25 protein-coding genes are annotated in these 21,716 nt (G+C 66.2%); 17 read left to right on the forward strand and 8 right to left on the reverse strand.

What is annotated here, in order from left to right; translation table 11 throughout:
- Positions 1 to 126: 126 nt before the first annotated feature.
- Together XI02_RS07345 and XI02_RS07350 are read right to left on the reverse strand one after the other, a co-directional pair.
- Positions 127 to 1,551: a methyl-accepting chemotaxis protein gene (locus tag XI02_RS07345; RefSeq protein ID WP_172648687.1), complete on the reverse strand. Its 1,425-nt coding sequence runs from the start codon at positions 1,549 to 1,551 to the stop codon at positions 127 to 129.
- Between the two features lie 219 nt (positions 1,552 to 1,770).
- A complete protein-coding gene (locus tag XI02_RS07350) occupies positions 1,771 to 3,537 on the reverse strand; it encodes a methyl-accepting chemotaxis protein (protein WP_172648686.1) in 1,767 nt (588 codons plus the stop codon).
- A gap of 212 nt (positions 3,538 to 3,749) precedes the next feature.
- Here XI02_RS07350 and XI02_RS07355 point away from each other — a divergent pair, with 212 nt between their 5' ends.
- The 7 genes from XI02_RS07355 (at position 3,750) to XI02_RS07385 (ending at position 9,509) form a co-directional block, all read left to right on the forward strand.
- Positions 3,750 to 4,496 carry a YebC/PmpR family DNA-binding transcriptional regulator gene (locus XI02_RS07355; protein ID WP_016842553.1) on the forward strand — a complete coding sequence of 249 codons (747 nt, stop codon included), beginning with the start codon at positions 3,750 to 3,752 and terminating at the stop codon, positions 4,494 to 4,496.
- 214 nt (positions 4,497 to 4,710) lie between these two features.
- Complete coding sequence (gene ruvC / locus XI02_RS07360; protein ID WP_172648685.1) at positions 4,711 to 5,238, forward strand: crossover junction endodeoxyribonuclease RuvC; 528 nt, start codon at positions 4,711 to 4,713, stop codon at positions 5,236 to 5,238.
- Positions 5,235 to 5,852, forward strand: a complete 618-nt coding sequence (gene ruvA, locus XI02_RS07365) for a Holliday junction branch migration protein RuvA (protein ID WP_172648684.1) — start codon at positions 5,235 to 5,237, stop codon at positions 5,850 to 5,852. Before ruvC ends, ruvA begins: the two co-directional genes overlap by 4 nt.
- Positions 5,853 to 6,048: 196 nt before the next feature.
- Entirely contained in the window at positions 6,049 to 7,098 is a 1,050-nt protein-coding gene (gene ruvB, locus XI02_RS07370) for a Holliday junction branch migration DNA helicase RuvB (RefSeq protein WP_016842550.1), read from the forward strand.
- Between the two features lie 238 nt (positions 7,099 to 7,336).
- On the forward strand, positions 7,337 to 8,254 hold the full coding sequence (locus tag XI02_RS07375; protein ID WP_026192209.1) for a metallophosphoesterase: 918 nt from the start codon (positions 7,337 to 7,339) through the stop codon (positions 8,252 to 8,254).
- Between the two features lie 168 nt (positions 8,255 to 8,422).
- Positions 8,423 to 8,872 (forward strand): tol-pal system-associated acyl-CoA thioesterase, encoded by a 450-nt coding sequence (gene ybgC, locus XI02_RS07380; protein ID WP_021076499.1) that lies wholly within the window; start codon positions 8,423 to 8,425, stop codon positions 8,870 to 8,872.
- A 169-nt stretch (positions 8,873 to 9,041) separates the two neighbouring features.
- Positions 9,042 to 9,509, forward strand: a complete 468-nt coding sequence (locus tag XI02_RS07385) for a nuclear transport factor 2 family protein (protein WP_018269687.1) — start codon at positions 9,042 to 9,044, stop codon at positions 9,507 to 9,509.
- Between the two features lie 46 nt (positions 9,510 to 9,555).
- Here XI02_RS07385 and XI02_RS07390 read toward each other — a convergent pair whose 3' ends face one another.
- Positions 9,556 to 10,200, reverse strand: a complete 645-nt coding sequence (locus XI02_RS07390) for a glutathione binding-like protein (RefSeq protein ID WP_018269688.1) — start codon at positions 10,198 to 10,200, stop codon at positions 9,556 to 9,558.
- Between the two features lie 94 nt (positions 10,201 to 10,294).
- Between XI02_RS07390 and XI02_RS07395 the strand changes: the two genes are divergently transcribed.
- Both XI02_RS07395 and XI02_RS07400 read left to right on the forward strand, forming a co-directional pair.
- A complete protein-coding gene (locus tag XI02_RS07395; RefSeq protein ID WP_016842545.1) occupies positions 10,295 to 10,954 on the forward strand; it encodes a TetR/AcrR family transcriptional regulator in 660 nt (219 codons plus the stop codon).
- Between the two features lie 90 nt (positions 10,955 to 11,044).
- On the forward strand, positions 11,045 to 11,695 hold the full coding sequence (locus XI02_RS07400; RefSeq protein ID WP_038380198.1) for a dihydrofolate reductase family protein: 651 nt from the start codon (positions 11,045 to 11,047) through the stop codon (positions 11,693 to 11,695).
- A gap of 5 nt (positions 11,696 to 11,700) precedes the next feature.
- On the opposite strand, the gene XI02_RS07405 is transcribed toward XI02_RS07400, so the two are convergent.
- On the reverse strand, positions 11,701 to 11,844 hold the full coding sequence (locus XI02_RS07405) for a hypothetical protein (protein ID WP_172648683.1): 144 nt from the start codon (positions 11,842 to 11,844) through the stop codon (positions 11,701 to 11,703).
- A 114-nt stretch (positions 11,845 to 11,958) separates the two neighbouring features.
- Positions 11,959 to 12,924, reverse strand: coding sequence for a glyoxylate/hydroxypyruvate reductase A (locus XI02_RS07410; protein ID WP_172648682.1), 966 nt, complete (start codon positions 12,922 to 12,924; stop codon positions 11,959 to 11,961).
- An 87-nt stretch (positions 12,925 to 13,011) separates the two neighbouring features.
- Between XI02_RS07410 and XI02_RS07415 the strand changes: the two genes are divergently transcribed.
- From XI02_RS07415 to XI02_RS07445, 7 genes are all read left to right on the forward strand, one after another.
- Positions 13,012 to 13,329 (forward strand): hypothetical protein, encoded by a 318-nt coding sequence (locus tag XI02_RS07415; protein WP_172648681.1) that lies wholly within the window; start codon positions 13,012 to 13,014, stop codon positions 13,327 to 13,329.
- Between the two features lie 157 nt (positions 13,330 to 13,486).
- Entirely contained in the window at positions 13,487 to 13,855 is a 369-nt protein-coding gene (locus XI02_RS07420) for a YciI family protein (RefSeq protein ID WP_028332829.1), read from the forward strand.
- Entirely contained in the window at positions 13,852 to 15,132 is a 1,281-nt protein-coding gene (locus tag XI02_RS07425) for an RNA polymerase sigma factor (RefSeq protein WP_069275913.1), read from the forward strand. The genes XI02_RS07420 and XI02_RS07425 overlap by 4 nt, the downstream gene beginning before the upstream one ends.
- Before the next feature lie 197 nt (positions 15,133 to 15,329).
- Positions 15,330 to 16,847: an arylsulfatase gene (locus XI02_RS07430; protein ID WP_172648680.1), complete on the forward strand. Its 1,518-nt coding sequence runs from the start codon at positions 15,330 to 15,332 to the stop codon at positions 16,845 to 16,847.
- Between the two features lie 200 nt (positions 16,848 to 17,047).
- Positions 17,048 to 17,458 (forward strand): DoxX family protein, encoded by a 411-nt coding sequence (locus tag XI02_RS07435; protein ID WP_051002956.1) that lies wholly within the window; start codon positions 17,048 to 17,050, stop codon positions 17,456 to 17,458.
- A 33-nt stretch (positions 17,459 to 17,491) separates the two neighbouring features.
- Positions 17,492 to 18,028 carry an SRPBCC family protein gene (locus tag XI02_RS07440; protein ID WP_026192212.1) on the forward strand — a complete coding sequence of 179 codons (537 nt, stop codon included), beginning with the start codon at positions 17,492 to 17,494 and terminating at the stop codon, positions 18,026 to 18,028.
- 118 nt (positions 18,029 to 18,146) lie between these two features.
- Entirely contained in the window at positions 18,147 to 18,557 is a 411-nt protein-coding gene (locus XI02_RS07445) for a VOC family protein (protein WP_016842537.1), read from the forward strand.
- Positions 18,558 to 18,755: 198 nt separating this feature from the next.
- On the opposite strand, the gene XI02_RS07450 is transcribed toward XI02_RS07445, so the two are convergent.
- The 3 genes from XI02_RS07450 to cobT form a co-directional block, all read right to left on the reverse strand.
- The gene (locus XI02_RS07450; RefSeq protein ID WP_069275915.1) at positions 18,756 to 19,178 is read right to left on the reverse strand and encodes a hypothetical protein; all 423 of its coding nucleotides are present in this window, start codon (positions 19,176 to 19,178) and stop codon (positions 18,756 to 18,758) included.
- Positions 19,179 to 19,292: 114 nt separating this feature from the next.
- Positions 19,293 to 19,583, reverse strand: a complete 291-nt coding sequence (locus tag XI02_RS07455; RefSeq protein WP_172648679.1) for a hypothetical protein — start codon at positions 19,581 to 19,583, stop codon at positions 19,293 to 19,295.
- A 176-nt stretch (positions 19,584 to 19,759) separates the two neighbouring features.
- The gene (cobT, locus tag XI02_RS07460; RefSeq protein ID WP_172648678.1) at positions 19,760 to 20,773 is read right to left on the reverse strand and encodes a nicotinate-nucleotide--dimethylbenzimidazole phosphoribosyltransferase; all 1,014 of its coding nucleotides are present in this window, start codon (positions 20,771 to 20,773) and stop codon (positions 19,760 to 19,762) included.
- 178 nt (positions 20,774 to 20,951) lie between these two features.
- Between cobT and cobS the strand changes: the two genes are divergently transcribed.
- Positions 20,952 to 21,704 carry an adenosylcobinamide-GDP ribazoletransferase gene (gene cobS, locus XI02_RS07465; RefSeq protein ID WP_172648677.1) on the forward strand — a complete coding sequence of 251 codons (753 nt, stop codon included), beginning with the start codon at positions 20,952 to 20,954 and terminating at the stop codon, positions 21,702 to 21,704.
- The last annotated feature ends 12 nt before the right edge of the window (positions 21,705 to 21,716 follow it).

Raw genomic sequence — 21,716 nt, forward strand, 5'->3', positions numbered from 1 at the left:
AAAACACGACATCTTCACCCGCTACGGACAGTGCAGTGTCGAGGGCCGACAGTCGCCGGCTTACTTTGCATGGGGTTGTTTTCCATATTTTGGTATTGCATCCCCCGTCCCGGCCAAGGGGCTGGCCTAGCTCTGCCGAAAACCCATCCGGAATGCGCCCCAGTGGCGGCCGTTCACCACGATCGGCGACGACAGGTCCTTCATCAGCACGAAATTGCCGCCGCCCATGTCGCGGCGATAGGTCTGCAGCAGGAACGGCTTCGTGTTGGCCGCGACCTTGCTCACCGCGCGGTCGTTGAACAGGCGGCGGTTGCGGCAATTGGCGTTGTTCCAGACCGGGTCCGGCCCCTGCGGCTGCCGGTAGTTCGGATTGTGGGTCGGCAGATAGCCGCTGCGCGCCCAGGCGACGCAGAACACGATGCGCGGGTCGCTCTTCTGGATCGGATCCTGGATCGCGGGCAGCACCCGGTCGGTAAAGGCGACGTAGTCGGTCAGATACTGCTTCGGATTGGTGCCGGCGATCTCGCGATAATTCTCGTCCATCAATTGCGCGAGCGTGATCTCGCCGCGCGCGACGGCGGTCTCGAACAGCTCCGAGATCTGCCTTGCGGTGTCGATCACGATGCGGATCAGCGGCGTGTCACTGGTCTCGACGCCGCTGTCGGCGATGGTCACGATCAGGCTCTCGGAGAGCTCGAGCAGTTTCGCGACCCGGCTGTCGGCGTGCTTGAGGTCGCGCGAGGAGAGATCGACGCCCTTGGCCAGCTCGTTCAGCTCGGCGATCACGCTGTCGCAATGGCCGAGATTGGAGGTCGCGGCGCGCGCCACGCTGCCGATCTCGGCGCCGACGGATGAGAAGCCTTCCTGCACGCGCATGATGATGCCCGAAATCTGCTGGGCGCCTTCGCCGGCGCTCTTGGCGCGCAACGAGGCATCGCTGCTCTCGCCGATCAGGCTGCCGATCTGGCCGTCGAGATCGCGCACGGTGTCGGAAATCTGATGCGTCGCCTGGCGGGTCGCTTCCGCAAGGTTCTTGACCTCGCTCGCGACCACGGCAAAGCCGCGGCCGGCGTTGCCGGCGCGCGCCGCCTCGATGGTGGCGTTGAGCGCCAATAGATTGGTCTGCTTGGCGATCGCCTCGATCGAACCGGAGACCTTGGCGACCTGGCTCAGCGCGGAGCCGACCGCGGCGAGCCGCGCCTCGATCCGTCCGACCGCTGCGACGAGCTCGGCAATATGGCTGACCGCCGTCTCGACCACATGGCGGGACTCCGCGATCTGGCCGACCGCGGCGGATGCGGTCGTTTGCACCGCCTGCGATGCGTTGGCGATGTCGTGATTGGCGGCGACCATGGTCTCGGCCGTCGTCTGCAAATGATGGAAGCGCTCGGACTGGCTGCTGACGCGGCTCGCGACCTCCTGGACGTTGCCGGCGATGTCGGCGAGTTCCACCCCGAGGCCGCCGATGCGGTCGGCGAGCTGGTCCACCAGCCGCTCGGCCAGCGTGCGGTCCGATGACGTATCCAGAACTGCAAGCTGCGCGGCCGACATATCAGCACTTCCTCTGTCACAGCGGCCCGCTGGCCTGCCAATGCATTCCCATTTCAAAACCAAAGCGTGATTCGCGCTGGCAGTCTTGCCTGAGCGTGCACTGCGCAGCCCGGGTGCAGCGCAGCGCTGTCGTCGCGTAGCCCGGACGAAGCGAAGCGCGATCCGGGGTTCTCGTCCGCGGGCACATTGGTCCCGGATTCCATCCGGGCTACGAAGCGTTCAAAGCTTGTAGGCGGTGCGGAACCCGCCCCAATGCCGGCCGCGCACGCGGACCGGTACGTCGATCTCGCGCATCATCACCGTGTTGCCGCCTCCCATGTCGCGCGCATAGGTCTGGATCAGATAGGCGCGCTGGTTGCGGCCGGCGGCGAGACCCGCGGCGTCGTCGAAGATGCGGCGGTTGCGGCTGTTGGCGGTGTTGTATGCCACGTCGCCCGGCCGCTGCGGCTGCGAGTAGAGCTTGTTGTGGACCGGCAGATAGCCGTTCTGGTCGATCATCACGCAGAACGCCATTCGCTTGTCCCTGGCGAGGAACGCCTCCTGGAACGCCGGCAGCGTACGCTCCGCCCAGTCCAGCATTTTGGTGCGGTACTGCACCGGGTTGGTGCCTGCGATCTCGACATAGTCGGTGTCGAACATGTCGGCGATCGCGATCGCGCCGCTCGCCAGCCCGTTCTCGAAGATCTTGCTCAGCGCGCTGCCGGCTTCGATCGCGCGGGTGACGAGCTCGGCGTTCTCCTCGTGGATCGCCCACATCCGGTCTTCGATTTTTTCGCGCAGCTCGGCGGTTGCCGCCTCGAAGCGGGCCTGGCTGCCCGCCTTGGAGCGCTCGCCGATCCGGATCCGGCACGCGCCGATCTCCTGCAATGTCGCGTTCAGGGTCTCCTGCGCCGGCAGCTTCTCGGCATCGGGTCCGCCGATCAGGATGCCGTCCATCGCGATCTCGTAGACCGGCGCCGTGACGATGCCGCGCGCGGTCGTGATCTCGATCTTGAGGCTGCAGGGCAGGCGCTCGTTCTTGCGCGGATCGCCGCCCTCGTCCTGGCGCAGCAGCACCGCGCAACGCGCTTTCAGCTTCTGGGCGAAGGCGGTCACCGCCTTGCCGGCCTTGGCGACATTGTCGCCATGCGCGGCGGCTTCGCGCGTTGCCGAATCGATCTCGCCGGCGCTGGTGCCGACCGAGACGATGAAGTGCGATGCGGAGGCGGCGTTCTGGCCCATCTCGCCGGTGATTTCGTTCTGCTCGGCGACCGCGCCGTTGACGTTCTCGAACACCGGGCGGATCTTTTCGATCGCCTGCGAGATGCGGTGCACCGCGTCCGCCGATCCGGTGGCGTCCTTCTGCAACGCCTCGATCTTCCGCGTGATCTCCTCGGTCGCGCTCTGGGTCTGCACCGCCAGCGCCTTGACCTCGGTTGCGACCACCGCAAAGCCCTTGCCGGCGGCTCCGGCGCGCGCCGCCTCGATCGTCGAGTTGAGCGCGAGCAGCGTGGTCTGCCGCGCGATCTGCGCGATCAGATTGACGACGTTGCCGATCGCGGCTGAAGACTCGCGCAGGCGATCGACATTGGCGGTTGCCTCGCGCGCCGCGGCCGCGGCGTCGTCGGCGAGCTGGCTCGCGCTGCGCACCTGCGCCCCGATGCCCTCGGCGGAGTGGGTGAAGCGGTCGGCGGCTTGCGAGAACGTCGTCGCGGTGCCCTGCGCATCGCTGCTGCGGCCGGTCAGCGCGTCGGTGCGGGCGCGGATGGTCGCGAGCTTGGCTGCCGTCGCCTCGGCGCCGTCGGCAACCGAGCTCGCGGCGCGTTCGAGCTGGCGGATCATCGCGCCGAGCTCGAGTTCCAGCAATTCCAGGATCTCCTTGGACGAATCCTTGGCCGAATCAGTCTCGGTCGAGACGTCAGGGGCGGCGGCCGCGGTTGGAACCTGCGGCGCGACGGCCGGCGCAGCCGGCTCCGGCACTTGCTTTCGAAACAGACCGAACGCCATGTGGGCTCTTTGGGGGCTCTGGAAAGTTGCGGCGGGACGGGCGATCCTCGCACCCGGGCATGAAGTCATGGTTAACAAGTGCCTCATATTCCGGCTTGCGGTAGTATTCCTCCGCCGGAGGGCCTCGCCGATCCTTTGATTTTGACCGTGAGGGGCCTATAAGGCCGCGTTTTCCATCCCTGTTCAGACCCTAAGCTCCGAAGAGACGTCGCATGGCCGGCCATTCCCAATTCAAGAACATCATGCACCGCAAGGGCCGGCAGGATGCCCAGAAGTCGAAGCTTTTCGGCAAGCTGGCCCGCGAAATCACCGTGGCGGCCAAGCTCGGCACCCCGGACCCGGCGATGAATCCGCGGCTGCGCGCCGCCGTGGTCGCGGCCCGCGCCGAGAACATGCCCAAGGACAATATCGACCGCGCCATCAAGAAGGCGGCGGGCAATGAGGGCGAGAACTACGACGAGATCCGCTACGAGGGCTATGGCCCCGGCGGCGTCGCCGTGATCGTCGAGGCGCTGACCGACAACCGCAACCGCGCCGCCTCCGACATCCGCTCCTTCTTCACCAAATCCGGCGGCAATCTCGGCGAAACCGGCTCGGTCGCCTTCATGTTCGACCGCACCGGCATCATCGAATACGACGCCAAGGTCGCCTCCGACGACGCGATGCTGGACGCCGCGATCGAGGCCGGCGCCGACGACGTGGTCTCCAGCGAAGGCGGCCACGAGGTCTACGCCTCGCAGGACACCTTCCGCGAAGTGGCCAAAGCGCTGGAAGCGAAGTTCGGCGAGCCGCGCAAGGCGGCGCTGACCTGGAAGCCGCAGAACACCGTCGCGGTCGACGACGAGACCGGCGAAAAGCTGCTGAAGCTGATGGACCTGCTCAACGAGCACGACGACGTGCAGAACGTGTTCGCCAATTTCGAGGTGTCCGACGCTCTGATCGCGAAGATGGGCGGCTAGTCGCTTGCACTGCCGTCGTGTCCGGCTGGACCGGGCGACCCAGTATTCCGGAGACCTGCATTCGATCCGAGAAGCCGCGGCGTACTGGATCCCCGCTCCCGTGCGCAATTGCGCACTAGGCGGGGATGACGAGTGGGCCCAGTACAACGACCGCGGCAGGGGATGAGGCTCTGTTTGTGTTTCGTTCTCCCGGCGCAGGCGGTATCACTAGCCCATGACATCCCAGCCGATTCGCTCTCCCGTCCGTATCATCGGTATCGATCCGGGTCTCCGCCGCACCGGCTGGGGCGTGATCGAGACTGAAGGCAACCGTCTGGTCTACGTCGCCTGCGGTTCGGTCGAGCCGCCGGACAATCTGCCGCTGGCGAGCCGGCTGCTCGCGATCCATGAGGGGCTCGCCGCTGTGCTCGGCGACTACAAGCCTGCGGAGGCGGCGGTCGAGCAGACCTTCGTCAACAAGGACGGCGTGGCCACCCTGAAGCTCGGCCAGGCGCGCGGCGTCGCCATGCTGGCGCCCGCAATGTTCGGTATCTCGGTCGCCGAATACGCGCCGAACCAGGTCAAGAAGACCGTGGTCGGCGCCGGCCATGCCGAGAAGAACCAGATCCAGGTGATGCTGAAGATCCTGCTGCCGAAAGCCGAGCCGCCGTCCGCCGACGCCGCGGACGCGCTCGCGGTCGCGATCACCCACGCGCATCACCGCCAGAGCACGGCGCTGCGGCTCAGGGTCGCGAACCTATGATCGGCAAGCTGAAGGGCCTGATCGATTCCTATGGCGAGGATTACGTGATCCTCGACGTCGGCGGCGTCGGTTACCAGGTGCATTGCGCTGGTCGCACGTTGCAGGCGCTGCCGTCGCCGGGCGGCGCCGCCGTGCTCTCGATCGAGACCTATGTCCGCGAGGATCAGATCAAACTGTTCGGCTTCCGCTCGGATCATGAGCGCGAATGGTTTCGCCTGCTGCAGACCGTGCAGGGGGTCGGCGCCAAGGTCGCGCTCGCGGTGCTCGGCACGCTGCCGCCGACCGATCTCGCCAACGCCATCGCGCTGCGCGACAAGGCGGCGGTGGCGCGCACGCCGGGGGTCGGGCCGAAGGTCGCCGAGCGCATCGTCAGCGAATTGAAGGACAAGGCGCCGGGCTTTGCCGATGTCGATCCCGCGGTGGTGCACCTTTCGGGCGCGATAGACAACAACCGCGCGCCGCGCCCGGTCACCGACGCCATCTCGGCGCTGGTCAATCTCGGCTACGGCCAGCCGCAGGCCGCCGCCGCCATCGCCGCCGCCTCGCGCAGCGCCGGTGAGAAGGCCGAGACTGCGCAGCTGATCCGGCTGGGCCTGAGGGAATTGTCGAAGTGAGTTGTGCATTGGAGCGCCTCTTTTCTTCACCTCGCCCCGCTTGCGGGGAGAGGTCGGATCGCATCGCAGATGCGATCCGGGTGAGGGGGTACGGGTGTCGACGCACATCGCGCTCGCGGAGGGAGCCCCTCACCCCAACCCTCTCCCCGCAAGAGCGGGGAGAGGGAGAACAATCATCTCGTGTTAGTCTCGCATCATGAACACGCCCTCGCGCATGGTCTCGCCTGAACGCCGCTCCGATGATGTCGGCGACACCGCGCTGCGGCCGCAGTCGCTGACGGAGTTCGTCGGCCAGGCCCAGGCGCGCAAGAATCTCTCGATCTTCATCGAGGCCGCGAAGAAGCGCGGCGAGGCGCTCGATCACGTGCTGTTCGTCGGTCCCCCCGGCCTCGGCAAGACCACACTGGCGCAGATCGTCGCGCGCGAGCTCGGCGTCGGCTTTCGTGCCACCTCCGGCCCTGTCATCGCCAAGGCCGGCGATCTCGCGGCGCTGCTGACCAATCTCGAAGAGCGCGATGTGCTGTTCATCGACGAGATCCATCGCCTCAGCCCGGCGGTCGAGGAAGTGCTCTATCCCGCGATGGAGGATTTCCAGCTCGACCTGATCATCGGCGAAGGTCCGGCGGCGCGCTCGGTCAAGATCGAGCTGTCGAAGTTCACGCTGGTCGGCGCGACGACGCGCGCAGGCCTGCTCACCAATCCGTTGCGCGACCGCTTCGGCATTCCGATCCGGCTCAACTTCTACACCGAGGAAGAGCTCGAGAAGATCGTCACCCGCGGCGCCCGCGTGCTCAATATCGGCATGAGCCCGGATGGCGCCAACGAGATCGCGCGCCGCGCCCGCGGCACGCCGCGCATCGCCGGCCGCCTGCTGCGCCGGGTGCGCGACTTTGCCTCCGCGGCGGACGCCGATTCCGTCGACCGCGGCATCGCCGACCGGGCGCTGAGCGCGCTCGAGGTCGACAGCGCCGGGCTCGATGCGATGGACCGGCGCTATCTCACCACGATCGCCTTGAACTACGGCGGCGGGCCGGTCGGCGTCGAGACCATGGCAGCGGCGCTGTCGGAGCCGCGCGATGCGATCGAGGACATCATCGAGCCCTATCTGATCCAGTGCGGCTATCTGCAGCGCACCCCGCGTGGCCGGCTCCTGACCTCGCATGCCTTCCGCCATCTCGGCCTCGCCGAGCCAAACCGCGACCCCTCGCAGTTCGGCCTGTTCGGCGGCAACGGCGACGAGGACTGACGCATGATCCGGAAGAGCGCGAAGCGGTTTTCATGCTCGAGCGAAAGCCCTCCGCTCCCAAAGACGTGAATGACGTGTTGATGCAGCGCGTCGCGCTTGCCGGTAACCTTGCCTACTAACCATTGCGACATCTCTGCAGGCCGTCTGCACAAACGCGGCCCAATTTCGCTCCAATCAAGGGGCCTATGATAGCCCAGAGTGTTTTCGACAAGCGCCAGGCATCACCGATCACGCACCCATGATTTCACGTCGTCATTTTCTGCGCGGGTTCGGCGGGTTGACCGCCGCCACCGCTTCGACCGCGGCCTATGGCTTGAGCGAGCCGGTCGTCCGCCTCGCGCTCACGCGCTACGACCTGTCGCCGCGGCAATGGCCGACGGACTTTCCGCTGAAGATCGCCGCACTCGCCGACATCCACGCCTGCGATCCCTGGATGTCGCTCGATCGCATCGCTGAGCTCGTCGAGCGGACGAACGCCCTGAACCCCGACATCATCGTGCTGCTCGGCGACTATGTCGCCGGGCTGCGCCACGTCACCCGCTTCATTCCGGCCTCCGACTGGGCCGCGGTGCTGAAGGGCCTGAAGGCTCCGCTCGGCGTGCACGCCGTGCTCGGCAACCACGACTACTGGGAAGACAAGGCGGTACAGCGCTTGGGGCGCGGCATCCCGCTCGCGCGCCGCGCGCTGGAGGGGGCGGGGATTCCGGTCTACGAGAACGACGCGGTGCGGCTCGCCAAGGACGGCCGTCCGTTCTGGCTCGCCGGTCTCGGCGACCAGCTCGCCTTCATGGCGGCGCGGCCCTATCGCCAGGTCACGCGGATCGGCGTCGACGATCTCAACGCGACGCTTGCCAAGGTCACCGACGACGCGCCGGTGATCCTGCTCGCGCATGAGCCCGACGTCGCGCTCCGGGTCCCCTCGCGCGTCGCGTTGCAGCTGTCCGGCCACACCCATGGCGGACAGGTGCGGCTGCTCGGCTGGTCGCCGGCGGTGCCGGTGAAGCACGGCATGCGGCTCGCCTATGGCCATATCAAGCTGAAATGCGACGTCGTCGTCTCCGGCGGCCTCGGCTGCAGCATCATGCCGATCCGCCTTGGCGTGCCGCCCGAGATCGTGCAGGTCACGCTTGGCGCAAAGGGGCCAATGGTGTCCTGATCGCGCTTGCGTGATCGCGCGATTTGCGCAACACGATTGGTGTTCCAGAGCATGATCCGGAAAAGTGCGAAGCGGTTTTCCGAAGAGATCATGCACAAACGACAGCCTGGAGCGCGATGACGCTTCAACCTGAATGCATCGCGCTCCAGCGCAATCGAGGGGCCGCAATTGACTCTACCCCATATCGACGGCGCGATCCGCGATGGCCGACACCATATGCAGGTCCGCGTCTATTACGAAGACACCGATTTTTCCGGCATCGTTTACCACGCCAATTACCTGCGCTTCATGGAGCGCGGGCGCACCAATCATCTCCGATTGATGGGCGCCGAACAGAACGCGCTGTTCGAGGAGGCGCAGGAGGAGACCGGCGGCTTCGCCTTTGTGGTGCGCTCGATGACGCTCGACTTCCTCAAACCGGCGCGGATGGACGACATGCTCGACGTCGTGACCTGGCCGATCGCGGTGAAGGGCGCCTCCATCATGCTCGCACAGGAGGTCAGGCGCGGCGATGACGTGCTTGTGAAGGCGCAGGTGCGCGTTGCCTTCGTCAGTCAGGGCAGGGCACAGCCGATTCCGAAGTCCATCCGTGCCCTGATGAAGGCCGATCTGGCTTAGTTATGGGGCGATAGGAAACGCCCCATCGACTCTGCGCGGCGCGGCGATAGATTTGCGCGTGACAAAGTGCGATCAGATTGATCGCGTTTGTCTTCCATTTCGAGCATGATCTTTTCGGAAAACCGCTTCACACTTTTCCGGATCATGCTTCAACCGCGAGGGATCGCCGATGTCACGCCCGCCGCTGCCACCCTTCACCCGCGAGACCGCCGCGCAGAAAGCGCGCATGGCGGAGGACGCCTGGAATTCGCGCGACCCCGTTCGGGTTGCCGGCGCCTATACCGAGGACAGCCGCTGGCGCAACCGCTCGGAGGTTTTTCAGGGCCGCGAGGCGATCGTGGCCTTCCTGACCCGCAAATGGGAAAAGGAGCAGGAGTATCGCCTGATCAAGGATCTCTGGGCGTTCGACGAGAACCGCATCGCGGTCCGCTTCCAGTACGAATGGCACGACGCCGCCGGCAACTGGTTTCGCTCCTACGGCAACGAACAGTGGGAGTTCGACGAGCACGGCCTGATGCGCCGCCGCGAGGCCTCGATCAACGACATCGCGATCGCAGAGAAGGACCGCCGCTTCCATTGGCCCGCCCCGGGCCCGCGCCCGGCCGACGTGCCGGGCCTGGGGGATAGTCCGTTCTAGTTGTCGTCCCGGCCTTCGCCGGGACGACGCATGGTGAGAGACCGCCTTACGCCGCCGCCTTGTGCCGCGCGATCTCGGCCTTGTAGAGCTCGAACTCCTCCGCGAGCGCCTTTGCAACCGAGGGCCGGGTGCGCAGGCGCTCGTAATAGGCCTTCAGCGCCGGCCATTTCGCGAGCTCGATCGGCGGCGTCGCCATGGTCCAGTTGATCACCGTGACGAGATAGGCGTCGGCGACGCTGAAATGGTCGAGCAGGTAGTCGCGGCCCTTCAGGTGGTCCTCGAGATAGTCGAGCCGCGAGACGTATTTCTCCAGCGCATAGGTCTTGGCTTCCGGCGGTGCCTTCTTGTCGAGCAGCGGCAGGAACAGGCCCTTGTGCAGTTCGGTGCCGATGAAACACAGCCACTGATGCAGCTTTGAACGCTCGGCGTTCGATACGGTGCCGATGCCGGCCCGCGGAAACTGGTCGGCGACATATTGCAGGATCGCGGCGTTCTCGGTCAGCACGATGCCGTCGTCGGTGCGCAGCGTCGGCACCAGGCCGAGCGGGTTGACCTTGTTGAAGTCGGAGCCGTCGTTGCGCACCGCCTTGGTCTTCGGGTCGACCTCGAGATAATTGGCCGGCTGGCCGGCTTCATAGAGCGCGACGCGGGTCGCCATCGAGCAGGCGAGGGGCGAGAAATAAAGGTCCATGGGTTGCCTCCGGTGTCTGGCGCGGGTGTCCGGCCGTTGTTGATTTTTGTACTGTCTTGGATAATATTAGCGGCGTCAAGGAATTAAATTCGAAATGGTACAAAAAACTAGGAAGCCGCCGTCTGCTGCCAAAATCGCGGCGCCGGTCGCGCCGAAACGCCGCGGGCGGCCGCGCGCCTATGAGCCCGATGTCGCGCTCGGCAAGGCGCTCGATCTGTTCCGGCGCGACGGCTTCGCCGCGACCTCGCTCGACGATCTGAGCGCCGCGACCGGCATGAACCGGCCGAGCCTCTATGGCGCGTTCGGCGACAAGCGCGAGCTCTACATCAAGAGCTACCAGCGCTATCGCGACGACGCGCGCGCCGCGATGGTCGACATCTTCCGCGCCGACGCGCCGCTGCGCGAGCGGCTCGAGCGCATCTATCGGATCGCGCTCGACATCTATCTCTCCGGCGAGTCCGGCCCGCGCGGTTGCTTCACCGTGATGACGGCTGCATCCGAGGCGGTGTCGGATCCGGACATCCGCACCATGGTGGTCGAGGGCCTGACCGAGCTCGACAAGGCGTTCGGCATCTGCTTCCGCCATGCCAAGGAGCGCGGGGAACTGCCTGAGGGGACCGATCCGGCGTCGCTGGCGCATCTGGCCTCCGCCACCATCCACACCATCGCGATCCGCGCCCGCGCCCGCGTGCCGCGCAAGGAGCTCGAGGCGATCGTGAAGGGCGCCATCGACGTGCTGTGCGGGGCGAAATAGCCGCGCAAATTTTCCTGCCGGGCAAATGTCGGCCGCTGGCTTTCCCGCCCGTCTTCCGTAAGGTCTCCCCACTCACGCAAGCGGAATATCATGGGAAAAGTCAGGACTTCAGTATTCACGGTCTCGATCGACGGATTCGGCGCGGCGCTGAATCAGAGCCTCGAACATCCGTTCGGCGTCGGCGGCCTGGCGCTGCCCGCGGCCTGGTTCTTCGAGACGCGAACCTTTCGCGCGATGATTGGCCAGGACGGCGGCACCACCGGCCTCGACGACGAGATCGCCCGCAAGTCGATGGAGGGGATCGGGGCCTGGATCATGGGGCGCAACATGTTCGGCCCGATCCGCGGGCCGTGGCCGGATCATGCCTGGAAAGGCTGGTGGGGCAACAACCCGCCGTACCACACGCCGGTGTTCGTGCTGACCCATCACGCGCGGCCCGACATCGAGATGGAGGGCGGCACCACGTTCCACTTCGTGACCGACGGCATGCTCGCGGCGCTCGCGCGGGCGCGCGCCGTTGCCGGCGACAAGGATATCCGCGTCGGCGGCGGGGTCTCGGTGGTGCGGCAATTTTTGCAGGCGCGGCTGCTCGACGAGCTGCAACTGGTGTTGCCGCCGGTCGTGCTCGGCGCCGGCGAGAGTTTGTTCGCAGGTCTTGATCTGCCTGCCCTCGGCTATGCCGTCGTCGCGCATGTCGCGAGCCCGCACGCGACCCACGTCACCTTCGCGCGCAAATCCTAGACAGCTCACGCCTGCGTCGGCAGCGTCACCTTAATTCCGGCATCGAGAAGGACGTCGAGCGCGCCTACGACCGGCTCGCCGAACTCGTTGCCGGGATGGGCTGAGAAGCGGCCTCTCCACTTGTCGTCCCGGCGAAAGCCGCGACCCATAACCACAGGACTTCGTTGTTGTGCAGGATGGTTTCCCCGCACGCCCCAATGAGGGGCCGCGGAGTATGGGTCCCGGCTTTCGCCGGGACGACCCTGTGTGGGGTGACGGCGGTGCTAATACCCCCGCTTGCGATCGACGAGGTTCTCCAGCGCGCCGCCGGCCTCGAAACGCGCGATCTGCTGCGCGACATATTTCGAGATCTCGTCGGCGTCGGTGTCGGCGGCGTTGTGCGGCGTCAGCACCACCTTCGGGTGGCTCCAGAACGGACTCGCCTCGGGCAGCGGCTCGGTCTCGAAGACGTCGAGCGAGGCGGCGCCCAGCGTGCCGTCATCGAGCGCGCGCAGGATGTCGGCCTCGTTCTGCAAGCCGCCGCGGCCGGCATTGATGATGACGGGCGCGCCGAGCGGGCTCTCGCGGTTCAGCTTCGCGAACGCGTCGCGGTTCAGCACATGCCTTGTGTCCGGCGTCAGTGGCAGCAGGCAGACCAGGATGTTGGTCTCGCGCAGGAATGCGTCGAGCCCGTCCGCGCCGTGGTAGCAGGCGATGCCGTCGATCCGCTTCTCGCTGCGGCTCCAGCCGACGACGCGAAAGCCGAGCGCGCGCAGTGCCTGCGCCGAGGCGGCGCCGAGCGTGCCGAGCCCCATGACGCCGACGGTGATCGCGCTCGCGGCCCACTGATAGTCCGGCGCCCAGCGCTTCACCCGCTGCGACTCGCGCAAATAGAGCTCCTGGCGGTGATGCATCAGCACATGCAGCACGACATATTCGGTCATGCGGTCGGTGAGATCGGAGACCGCGACCCGCACCAGCGGCACGTCCGGCAGCGAGCGATCGGCCATCAGCGCGTCGACCCCGGCGCCGAGATTGAAGATGACGCGCAGGTTCTTGAACGCCGCGAGCTCGCCCGGCTTCGGCTTCCACACCGCGGCGTAATGCACCTCGGCGGGATCGAGCGCGCCGTCCGGCAGCAGCACCACGCGGCGGTCCGGGCAGACCGCGTCGAACCGCGCCTCCCAGCGCGCCGACGACCAGTTTTCCGAGCCGCCATTGATCAGCAGCGCCAGTGCGCCCTTACCCATCCCGATACCTCCAACGTAAATGTGATGTATGTCACAGAGCGGGTCCGACCCGCTCTCATCTCCTGCCATCAACAGGGGCGAACTTCCATGCGCAAACTGGTGTCGGCCTTCATCCTCGCCGCCGTCGCCACGGCCCACGCCGATCAAAGCCGTGGCCTCGTGCTCGCAAACGCTGATGCGTCGGCGCAGGCGCAACCGGCCGTTGCTCCAGCGCAGGACGAGGCCCGGCCGGCCCAATCGCAGGCCCAGGCGCAACGCGTGGAGTCTCCGCGGCAGCAGGCGTCCCGCCCAGCGACGAGGAGCCGCGTCCGCCGCCACGAGAGCGATGAAGCCAAGGCGCGCCCGATCGCCGCCCGCTACGGCGTCTATGGTAACCGCACGTTCATCGTCGCGGCGACGGCCTGACGCGCCGTCGCCGCGGCAAACATCCCGTCCGTCGAAGCTCGCCATGGAGCCTCGATCAAAATCCATCGCCCGCATCCGGAACCTAAATTTCTTTCGCGCCCCCTGTCGGCAGCGGGCATAATCGTTCGTTCTTGCAATGAACGGAGATGCCTTTTCGATGCTGTACGCCATCCTCTGCTATCATGACGAAGACATGGTCGGCTCCTGGAGCAAGGAACACGACGCCTCCGTCATGCAGAAACTGTCCGTCGTGCAGGACAAGCTCGCCAAGCAGGGCAAGCTCGGCCCGGTGGCGCGGCTGTTGCCGACCACCGCGGCGACCACGCTGCGCAAGGAAAATCCGCCGCTGGTGCTGGACGGCCCGTTCGCCGAAACCAAGGAACAGCTGCTCGGCTTCTATCTGGTCGAGGGCAAGAACCTCGACGAGGTGCTCGACATCGCGCGCGACCTCGGCGAGGCCAATCCCGGCGGCACCTATGAGATCCGCCCGGTCGGCTACTTCAATCAGGGGGGTACCAAGGCGTGAGCGTGACCGACACCGCCTGGATCGATGCTGCGTTGACGTCCGCGCGTCCCCAGGCGGTCGGCGCCTTGCTGCGCTACTTTCGCAATCTCGACACCGCCGAGGAGGCGTTCCAGAACGCCTGCCTGCGCGCGCTGAAGAGCTGGCCGCAGAACGGCCCGCCGCGCGATCCCGCGGCGTGGCTGATCATGGTCGGCCGCAACGTTGCGATCGACGAGGTTCGCCGCAACAAGAAGCAGCAGCCGCTGCCCGACGACGACCAGGCGATCTCCGACCTCGACGACGCCGAGGACGAGATCGCCGAGCGGCTCGACGGCTCGCACTACCGCGACGATATCCTGCGGCTGCTCTTCATCTGCTGTCACAAGGATCTGCCGGCGACGCAGCAGATCGCGCTCGCGCTGCGCATCGTCTCAGGTCTCACGGTGAAGCAGATCGCGCGCGCCTTTCTGGTCTCGGAAGCGGCGATGGAGCAGCGCATCACGCGGGCCAAGGCGCGCGTCGCCGATGCCAACGTGCCGTTCGAGACGCCGGGCGCGGTCGAGCGCAGCGAGCGGCTCGCCTCGGTCGCGGCGATGATCTACTTGATCTTCAACGAGGGCTATTCGGCGAGCGGCGACACCGCCGAAATCCGCGCGCCGCTGTGCGAGGAGGCGATCAGGCTCGCCCGCCTGCTGCTGCGGCTGTTCCAGAGCGAGCCCGAGATCATGGGGCTGACGGCACTATTGTTGCTGCAACATGCCCGCGCCGAGGCGCGCTTCGATGCGGACGGCCAGGTGATCCTGCTCGACGACCAGGACCGCAGCCTGTGGAATCAGAAGCAGATCGCCGAGGGCCTCGCGCTGATCGACAAGGCGATGCGCCACCGCCGCAGCGGGCCGTATCAGGTGCAGGCGGCGATCGCAGCGCTGCACGCCCGTGCGGAAAAGCCCGAGGATACCGACTGGACCCAGATCGATCTGCTGTACGGCGCGCTCGAGGTCATGCAGCCGTCGCCGGTGATCACGCTCAACCGCGCCGTTGCGGTCTCCAAGGTGAAGGGGGCGCAAGCCGCGCTCGAGATGATCGAGCCCTTGGCGCCGCGGCTTGCCAACTACTTTCATTATTTCGGCGTGCGCGGCGCCTTCCTGATGCAACTCGGCCGCAACGAGGAGGCCCGCATCGCCTTCGACCGCGCCATCGCGCTCGCCAACACCACCGCCGAAGCCGCCCACATCCGCATGCACATCGACCGGCTGATGCGCGACAGCCAGCCGCGCAACGCGAAGGCGGGGAAATAGTCGTCCGGCTGTCGCGCGGCCGTCACGCGCGGCCCTGAGCCCGAAGCGCTTCCCCCGAAAGCGATGCTTCCCCCTGAAGTCCCGATTGCCGCCCGGCGTCGAAACAACGCCGGCTGTCGCCATTGCCTGCTTCCCTGCGGCGCACCTCCGCAGTAGCCTGCGTGAATTGCACACAAAACCATTGTCCGGAGAATGAAATGATTGATCGCCCGCTCGATGAATCGGTGCATTTAGCACAAGGCAATCGCCAAATGAATCGCCGCGATCTGCTGTTGAACGGCAGCTCGGTCCTGGCCATGCTGTCATTGGCTTCAATTGCGTCCGTGAGACCCACGTCTGCTGCCGCGCAATCGACCGCGCCGCGCCCGCACATCGTTTACATCGTCGCAGACGATCTCGGATGGAAGGACGTCGGATTTCACGGCTCCGACATCAAGACCCCAAATATCGACAAGCTTGCGCAGGACGGGGCCCGGCTCGAGCAATTCTACGTCCAGCCGATGTGCACCCCAACCCGCGCAGCCTTGATGACCGGCCGTTATCCGTGCCGCTACGGCCTGCAAACCCTGGTCATTCCGACGCCCGCCAAATACGGCTTGCCGACCGATGAATGGCTGCTGCCGCAGGCGCTCAAGGAAGCAGGCTACAGGACCGCTATGGTCGGCAAGTGGCATCTTGGGCACGCCGACCGCAAGTTCTGGCCGCGTCAACGCGGGTTTGATTACCACTATGGATCGATGGTGGGCGAGGTCGATTACTTCACCCATTCATCGGCAAATGTGCGCGACTGGTATCGCAACGACAAGCCGGTGAACGAGCCGGGCTACGTCACTCAATTGTGGGGTGCGGATGCCGTCGCGCAGATCGACGCCCACGATCCAAAGACACCGCTGTTTCTGTATCTCGCCTTTACTGCTCCGCACTCGCCTTACCAGGCTCCCAAAGAATATATCGACAGGTACCGGCACATCGAAGATCCGACGAGGCGCACCTACGCCGCCATGATCACGTGCATGGACGACGAGATCGGCAAGCTGGTCTCCGCGCTCGAACGGAAGAAGATGCGCGAGAACACCTTGATCGTTTTCATGAGCGACAACGGCGGCAACCAGACCGCGCTCCTTGCCGGGGATGCGGACGTGTCGAAGCTGAAGCTGCCAGCTGACAACGGTCCGTACCGCGGCGGAAAAGGCATGCTGTACGAAGGAGGGACACGCGTCGCCGCGTTCGCGAACTGGCCGGGGCAGATCAGTGCCGGCGAGGTGCGGGAGATGATGCACGTCGTTGACATGTTCCCGACGCTCGCCGGCCTCGCCGGCGCCAACCTCGCCAAGCCAGGCAAGGGAAAGCCGCTCGATGGGCTGGACGTCTGGGCCACCGTCAGCAAAGGCGCCCCCTCACCGAGGCAGGAGGTGGTCTACAACGTCGAGCCATTCCGCGGCGGTGTACGCGTCGGTGACTGGAAGCTGATCTGGCGGACGCCGCTTCCTTCGGCGACCGAGCTGTACAATATCCCGCAAGACCCGTCGGAAAAAACCAATCTGGCCGAAAGCAACCCTCAGAAGGTCAGGGAGCTGCAGTCCCGCATCGAACAGCTCGCCAGGGAGAGCGCCAAGTCTCTGTTTCTTGCCGACGCGTTCGCGGCGGTCAAAGGGGCGGCTCACGGGCCGCCTTCGCTGCCCAGCGAGGAAGCCTTCTTCACGCAAGGTGACTGAGGGCGAGGGGCTGCGGGGCTGCCCTCGTTGAAGGGGCAAACCACATTGAATCTGGCCGGATGCCCGTGATTCAAGCTCCCGCACCGGGAGCTTCGATCATGCATTGCGACGACATCTAAAAATCTTCATCGGGGTTGTCGGCCCCGCATTCCGCCGTTCGTCTTGATGACAGAGCATCACCAAGCGCTACGGAGCCTGTCATGCCGACGATCGTCGACACCGAAGTCTCAAAGCCCGCCCGCATCACCGGCCGCGTCATGAGCGGCGTGGTCGTCCTGTTCCTGCTGTTCGACGGTGCGATCAAGCTGGTGCCGCTGTCTGTTGTCACCGAGACCATGGACAGGATGGGTTTTGGCGCGAGCGATGCGCTGGCGCGCAGCCTCGGCATCATCACCATCGTCTGCACGCTGCTCTACTCGGTGCCGCCGACCTCGATCCTCGGCGCGATCCTGCTCACCGGCTATCTCGGCGGCGCGATCGCATCGCATGTGCGGATCGGCAGCCCGCTGTTCACCCACACGCTGTTCGGGCTCTATCTCGGCCTGATGCTGTGGGGCGGGCTCTATCTGCGCGACGGCAATCTGCGCGCAATGCTTCCATTTCGCCGGTGAGATATTGTTCAATCCATTCTTGTGGAGACCGTCATGTTGGAGACCATTGCCGTCATCGCGATTGTCCTCGTCGTCGCGATCGCCGTCATCCTCGTCCTCGCGGCGACCAAGCCGGGCACGCTCCGCGTCACGCGTGCGATCAGCATCAACGCGCCGGCCGAGCGGATCTTTCCATTGATCGACGATTTCCATCAGTGGACGGTCTGGTCGCCCTACGAGAACCGGGATCCGGCCATGAAGCGGATCTATGGCGGCGCCGGGCGCGGGCAGGGTGCGGTCTACGCCTGGGACGGCAACAAGAATGTCGGCGCCGGCCGCATGGAGATCCTGCAATCCTCCGCGCCGTCGAAGGTCGTCATCAAGCTCGACTTCATCAAGCCATTCGAAGGCCACAACACCGCCGAGTTCACAATGCTGCCGCAGGGAGATGCGACCAGCGTCACATGGACCATGTATGGTCCGGCCGTCTTCATGTCGAAGGTGATGCAGGTGTTCATGAACCTGGATCGCATGATCGGCAGGGATTTCGAGGTCGGTCTCGCCAATCTGAAGAAGCTGACTGAAAAGTAGCGCGTTTTCGCGCAAAGTGGTTATCGGTTCGCGTCGATAAAACGTGTCAAGATAACAATCCAGAGCCCTCGGTCCGATACCACCGGGACGAGGCTCGAATGACCCAAGGGAGCATGCGATGCAGGTCAACCCCTATCTCTCCTACGACGGCAATTGCGGCGCCGCGCTGAACTTCTACCAGAAGGTCTTGGGCGCCCGGATCGAGGAAACCTTCCCCTACGGCGAGGGCAGTGCGGAGATGCAGACGCCGCCCGGCTGGAAAGACAAGATCATGCACGCCCGCCTCACGATCGACGGCGAGATCATCATGGCCTCCGACGCGCCGCCCGGCCACTTCCAGAAGCCGCAGGGTTTTCACGTCGCGTTGCAGGTCGAGGATCCCGCGGAGGCCGAACGCCGCTTCAAGGCGCTGTCCGAAGGCGGCACGGTGACGATGCCGTTCGGCAAGACCTTCTTCTCCAACGGCTTCGGCATGTGCGTCGATCAGTTCGGCATCCCCTGGATGGTGAACTGTCCGCAGGGGATGTAACCCCGAGCAGCCTGATTGGACCGTCATCCCCGCGCAACGGCTCCGCCGTTGTCGCTGGAGGTGGCCGCTTCTTCAGCGGCCCTCGAAGGATCGACGGCCACCGGCGGGGCCGTTCATCCTTCGAGGCTCGCGAGGGCTCGCACCTCAGGATGACGGTCCGGTAGCGTCGGCGGGTCAAGAAAGACGCAATCCGCGCCGCTACCTGCACCGCGGATAGATCGCCGCGAGCTCGCGGCCGCGCAGCAATAGCAGGCGCGAGGTCAGGCCGCCGCGGCGGACGATCCAGCCGCGCACCGGTGCCGGATAGGCTTGCAGCACCGCCACGGACGCTTCCGGCTCTGCATAGGTGCGGCCGCGCCGGTCGATTGAGCGCGCGGCGTGGAAGCCGAGCACGGCGCGCCGCGTCACGCAGATGCGGTCGCCCGGCACCATCGACAGCACCAACGTGCAGGCCGACAGGCAGGGCCCGTCGATCACGACGCGCTCGCCCGATTCGCGCACCTTGTCGAACAGTTCGATGAACGGGCCGACCTGCCCGCCGGGGCTGGCGAGGATACGAACATCGGCTTGCGCGCAGCTGACCGTTGCGCAGAGAGCTGCCGCCGCGACAAGTATTTTCATGCGCGCAATCCCTGCCGTCGATGCGATCGAGGTGCCGCCGCATCGGAAGCCGCAAGGCTCGCGCCGGAATGGGGCATCGTCAAGACCGATGTCCCGGTCGCGACGGCAGGTGGCTCAAGCCGCGCGGTTCTTGAGCGCCCCCACGATCGCAGTGAGCACGGCGCCGGCAACGCCGCCGCCGGCGACCTGGCCGATGATGCTGCCGATGTCAGGCGTCGCGCCGGAATTGGCGAGCAGCGGAATCAGCATGCCCAGAAGCTGTCCGCCCGCGCCGCCGCCGATGGCGCCTGCGATGGCGTTACCGAGCGTGCCGAGATCGATGTTCTTGGCCGCTCCCGCCGCGACATTGCCGCCGACGGCTCCGCTGATGACTTGAATGATCAGATTGATGAGAACGCCTGACATGAGGTGATTTCTCCCCGGTATCTGGTTCAGCACGGCTGGGACGCCGGCCGGCGTCCCACCGCCGCGAAGGTTAGGCCTCCAGCGCGCAGAGGTCATGCTGCGCACGCGAAGATTGCAGCCCCCGCCGACGCTATGCACTGGCTTTTTGAGGGAACCCTCCGGCTCTCCCGAGAACCTCAGTCCGCGCCGGAGACGCCGGCCTCGGCAAAGGTCGCCATGCCGCCATGACAGGCGAGCGCCGCGCGCAACAAAAGGATCGCGACCCCCGCGCCGGAGCCTTCGCCGAGCCGCATGTTAAGATCGAGCAAGGGGGCGAGTTCGAGCTCGCGCAGCAATTCGCGGTGGCCGAGCTCGGCCGACACATGCCCGGCGCGGCAATGCGCGAGGCTGTCGGGTTGAAGCCGCGCCAGCGGCAGCACCGCGGCGGTCGCCACGAAGCCGTCGAGCAGCACCGGAATGCAGCGTGCGCGCGCCGCCAGCACAGCGCCCGCGATCGCCGCGAGCTCGCGTCCGCCGAGCGACATCGCGGTGACGAGCGGATCGTCGATCACGCCGCGATGCAGCTTGAGCGCCGCATCGATCGTGGTGCGCTTGCGTATCAGCCCGGCATCGTCGACACCGGTGCCGCGGCCGGCCCAGCGTACGCCGCGCCCGCCCATCAAGGCCGCGCACAGCGTCGCGGCGACCGTGGTGTTGGCGATGCCCATCTCGCCGACCACGAGCAAATCGCATTGCTCGGGCACCGTGCGCCAGCCGGTATCGAGCGCGACGAGGAAATCGGCGGCGTCCATCGCCGGCCCGGTCGTGAAATCGCGGGTCGGGCGCGCCAGCTCGAGCGGCTCGACACGCAGCTCCGCACCGGCAAGCTTGGCGATCTGGTTGATCGCAGCGCCGCCGGCGGCGAAGTTCGCCACCATCTGCGCGGTGACCTCGGAGGGATAGGCTGAAACGCCGCGCTCGGCGATGCCGTGATTGCCGGCGAATACGGCGACCGTGACGTGATCAAGCCGGGGCATCTCACGCCGCTGCCAGCGCGCCAGCCAGATCGCAACCTCCTCCAGGCGGCCGAGGCTTCCCGGCGGCTTGGTCAGGTTCTGCTGCCGCTGCGTGGCGGCCGCGGCACTGGCCTCGTCGCCCTGCGGCAGGTCGCGACAAAAGCCGCGGATGTCGTCTAGAGTACTGAACTGCATGCGATTCCCTCGTCGAGCGGGCCGCAAGCTAGTGCATGATCCGGAAAAGTGTGAAGCGGTTTTCCCTCGCGACAAATGCGTAGCATTTGCGCGGAGATCATGCCCTAACAGGAAGCCAAAGCGCGATGAGATCGAGCCCGATCCCGTCGCGCTTTAGCCCAATTTCCAGGCCTTCACCATGAATCAATGGCTCGACGATCTCCGGACCGCGACCGCCTTCCTGACCCGCCTGCCGATGCCGCATCCGGACGGCGCGCGGACGGAGAGGTTTGCCCGGGCGCAGCGGCTGTTTCCCCTGGTCGGGGCCGCCATCGGGGCGGCGATCGGCCTGTTTTGCCTGCTGCTGCGGGCGATCGGTGTGCCGGATCTCGCCGCCGCCGCGCTCGCGCTCGGCGGCAGCGCGCTGCTCACCGGCGCGCTGCATGAGGACGGGCTCGCCGATGTCGCCGACGGGTTCGGTGGCGGCCGCGATGTCGCGGCCAAGCTCGAGATCATGCGCGACAGCCGGCTCGGCACCTACGGCGCGCTGGCGCTGGTGGTGAGCTTTGCCGCCAAGCTTGCGGCTCTCGCGACAATTCCAAATGGCCTTGTGGTGCAGAGCCTGATATCTGCGCACGCGCTGGGCCGCGGCGTGCTGCCATGGATCGCGATCAGCCTGCCCTACGCGCGCAAGGATGGGCTCGCCGCCAATGCCGGAAAGCCCGATGGTGCGATCGCGGCGGTCGCGGCCGGCCTGGCGCTGCTGATCGCAGTCCTCGCCTTGCCGTTCGGCAGCGCGCTGCTGGCGGCGCTCGCGGCCGGTGCGAGCGCACTGATCATGGCGCTCGTGGCAAAGCGGCAGATCGGCGGCCAGACCGGCGACGTGCTGGGCGGCGTCGAACAGGTCGCGGAGACCGCGATCCTGGTGCTGCTCGCGGCGCGGTTGGGTTAGAGCGTTTTCGAG

This window comes from Bradyrhizobium sp. CCBAU 21365, from assembly GCF_015291305.1.
Taxonomy (GTDB): domain Bacteria; phylum Pseudomonadota; class Alphaproteobacteria; order Rhizobiales; family Xanthobacteraceae; genus Bradyrhizobium; species Bradyrhizobium elkanii.

Excerpts from the sequence above, each read along its gene's own strand:
- XI02_RS07345 (WP_172648687.1), bottom strand. The coding sequence starts at position 1,551 with ATGTCGGCCGCGCAGCTTGCAGTTCTGGATACGTCATCGGACCGCACG.
- XI02_RS07350 (WP_172648686.1), bottom strand. The coding sequence starts at position 3,537 with ATGGCGTTCGGTCTGTTTCGAAAGCAAGTGCCGGAGCCGGCTGCGCCG.
- XI02_RS07355 (WP_016842553.1), top strand. The coding sequence starts at position 3,750 with ATGGCCGGCCATTCCCAATTCAAGAACATCATGCACCGCAAGGGCCGG.
- ruvC (WP_172648685.1), top strand. The coding sequence starts at position 4,711 with ATGACATCCCAGCCGATTCGCTCTCCCGTCCGTATCATCGGTATCGAT.
- ruvA (WP_172648684.1), top strand. The coding sequence starts at position 5,235 with ATGATCGGCAAGCTGAAGGGCCTGATCGATTCCTATGGCGAGGATTAC.
- ruvB (WP_016842550.1), top strand. The coding sequence starts at position 6,049 with ATGAACACGCCCTCGCGCATGGTCTCGCCTGAACGCCGCTCCGATGAT.
- XI02_RS07375 (WP_026192209.1), top strand. The coding sequence starts at position 7,337 with ATGATTTCACGTCGTCATTTTCTGCGCGGGTTCGGCGGGTTGACCGCC.
- XI02_RS07385 (WP_018269687.1), top strand. The coding sequence starts at position 9,042 with ATGTCACGCCCGCCGCTGCCACCCTTCACCCGCGAGACCGCCGCGCAG.
- XI02_RS07390 (WP_018269688.1), bottom strand. The coding sequence starts at position 10,200 with ATGGACCTTTATTTCTCGCCCCTCGCCTGCTCGATGGCGACCCGCGTC.
- XI02_RS07395 (WP_016842545.1), top strand. The coding sequence starts at position 10,295 with ATGGTACAAAAAACTAGGAAGCCGCCGTCTGCTGCCAAAATCGCGGCG.
- XI02_RS07400 (WP_038380198.1), top strand. The coding sequence starts at position 11,045 with ATGGGAAAAGTCAGGACTTCAGTATTCACGGTCTCGATCGACGGATTC.
- XI02_RS07405 (WP_172648683.1), bottom strand. The coding sequence starts at position 11,844 with ATGGGTCGCGGCTTTCGCCGGGACGACAAGTGGAGAGGCCGCTTCTCA.
- XI02_RS07410 (WP_172648682.1), bottom strand. The coding sequence starts at position 12,924 with ATGGGTAAGGGCGCACTGGCGCTGCTGATCAATGGCGGCTCGGAAAAC.
- XI02_RS07415 (WP_172648681.1), top strand. The coding sequence starts at position 13,012 with ATGCGCAAACTGGTGTCGGCCTTCATCCTCGCCGCCGTCGCCACGGCC.
- XI02_RS07420 (WP_028332829.1), top strand. The coding sequence starts at position 13,487 with ATGCTGTACGCCATCCTCTGCTATCATGACGAAGACATGGTCGGCTCC.
- XI02_RS07430 (WP_172648680.1), top strand. The coding sequence starts at position 15,330 with ATGATTGATCGCCCGCTCGATGAATCGGTGCATTTAGCACAAGGCAAT.
- XI02_RS07435 (WP_051002956.1), top strand. The coding sequence starts at position 17,048 with ATGCCGACGATCGTCGACACCGAAGTCTCAAAGCCCGCCCGCATCACC.
- XI02_RS07440 (WP_026192212.1), top strand. The coding sequence starts at position 17,492 with ATGTTGGAGACCATTGCCGTCATCGCGATTGTCCTCGTCGTCGCGATC.
- XI02_RS07445 (WP_016842537.1), top strand. The coding sequence starts at position 18,147 with ATGCAGGTCAACCCCTATCTCTCCTACGACGGCAATTGCGGCGCCGCG.
- XI02_RS07450 (WP_069275915.1), bottom strand. The coding sequence starts at position 19,178 with ATGAAAATACTTGTCGCGGCGGCAGCTCTCTGCGCAACGGTCAGCTGC.
- XI02_RS07455 (WP_172648679.1), bottom strand. The coding sequence starts at position 19,583 with ATGTCAGGCGTTCTCATCAATCTGATCATTCAAGTCATCAGCGGAGCC.
- cobT (WP_172648678.1), bottom strand. The coding sequence starts at position 20,773 with ATGCAGTTCAGTACTCTAGACGACATCCGCGGCTTTTGTCGCGACCTG.
- cobS (WP_172648677.1), top strand. The coding sequence starts at position 20,952 with ATGAATCAATGGCTCGACGATCTCCGGACCGCGACCGCCTTCCTGACC.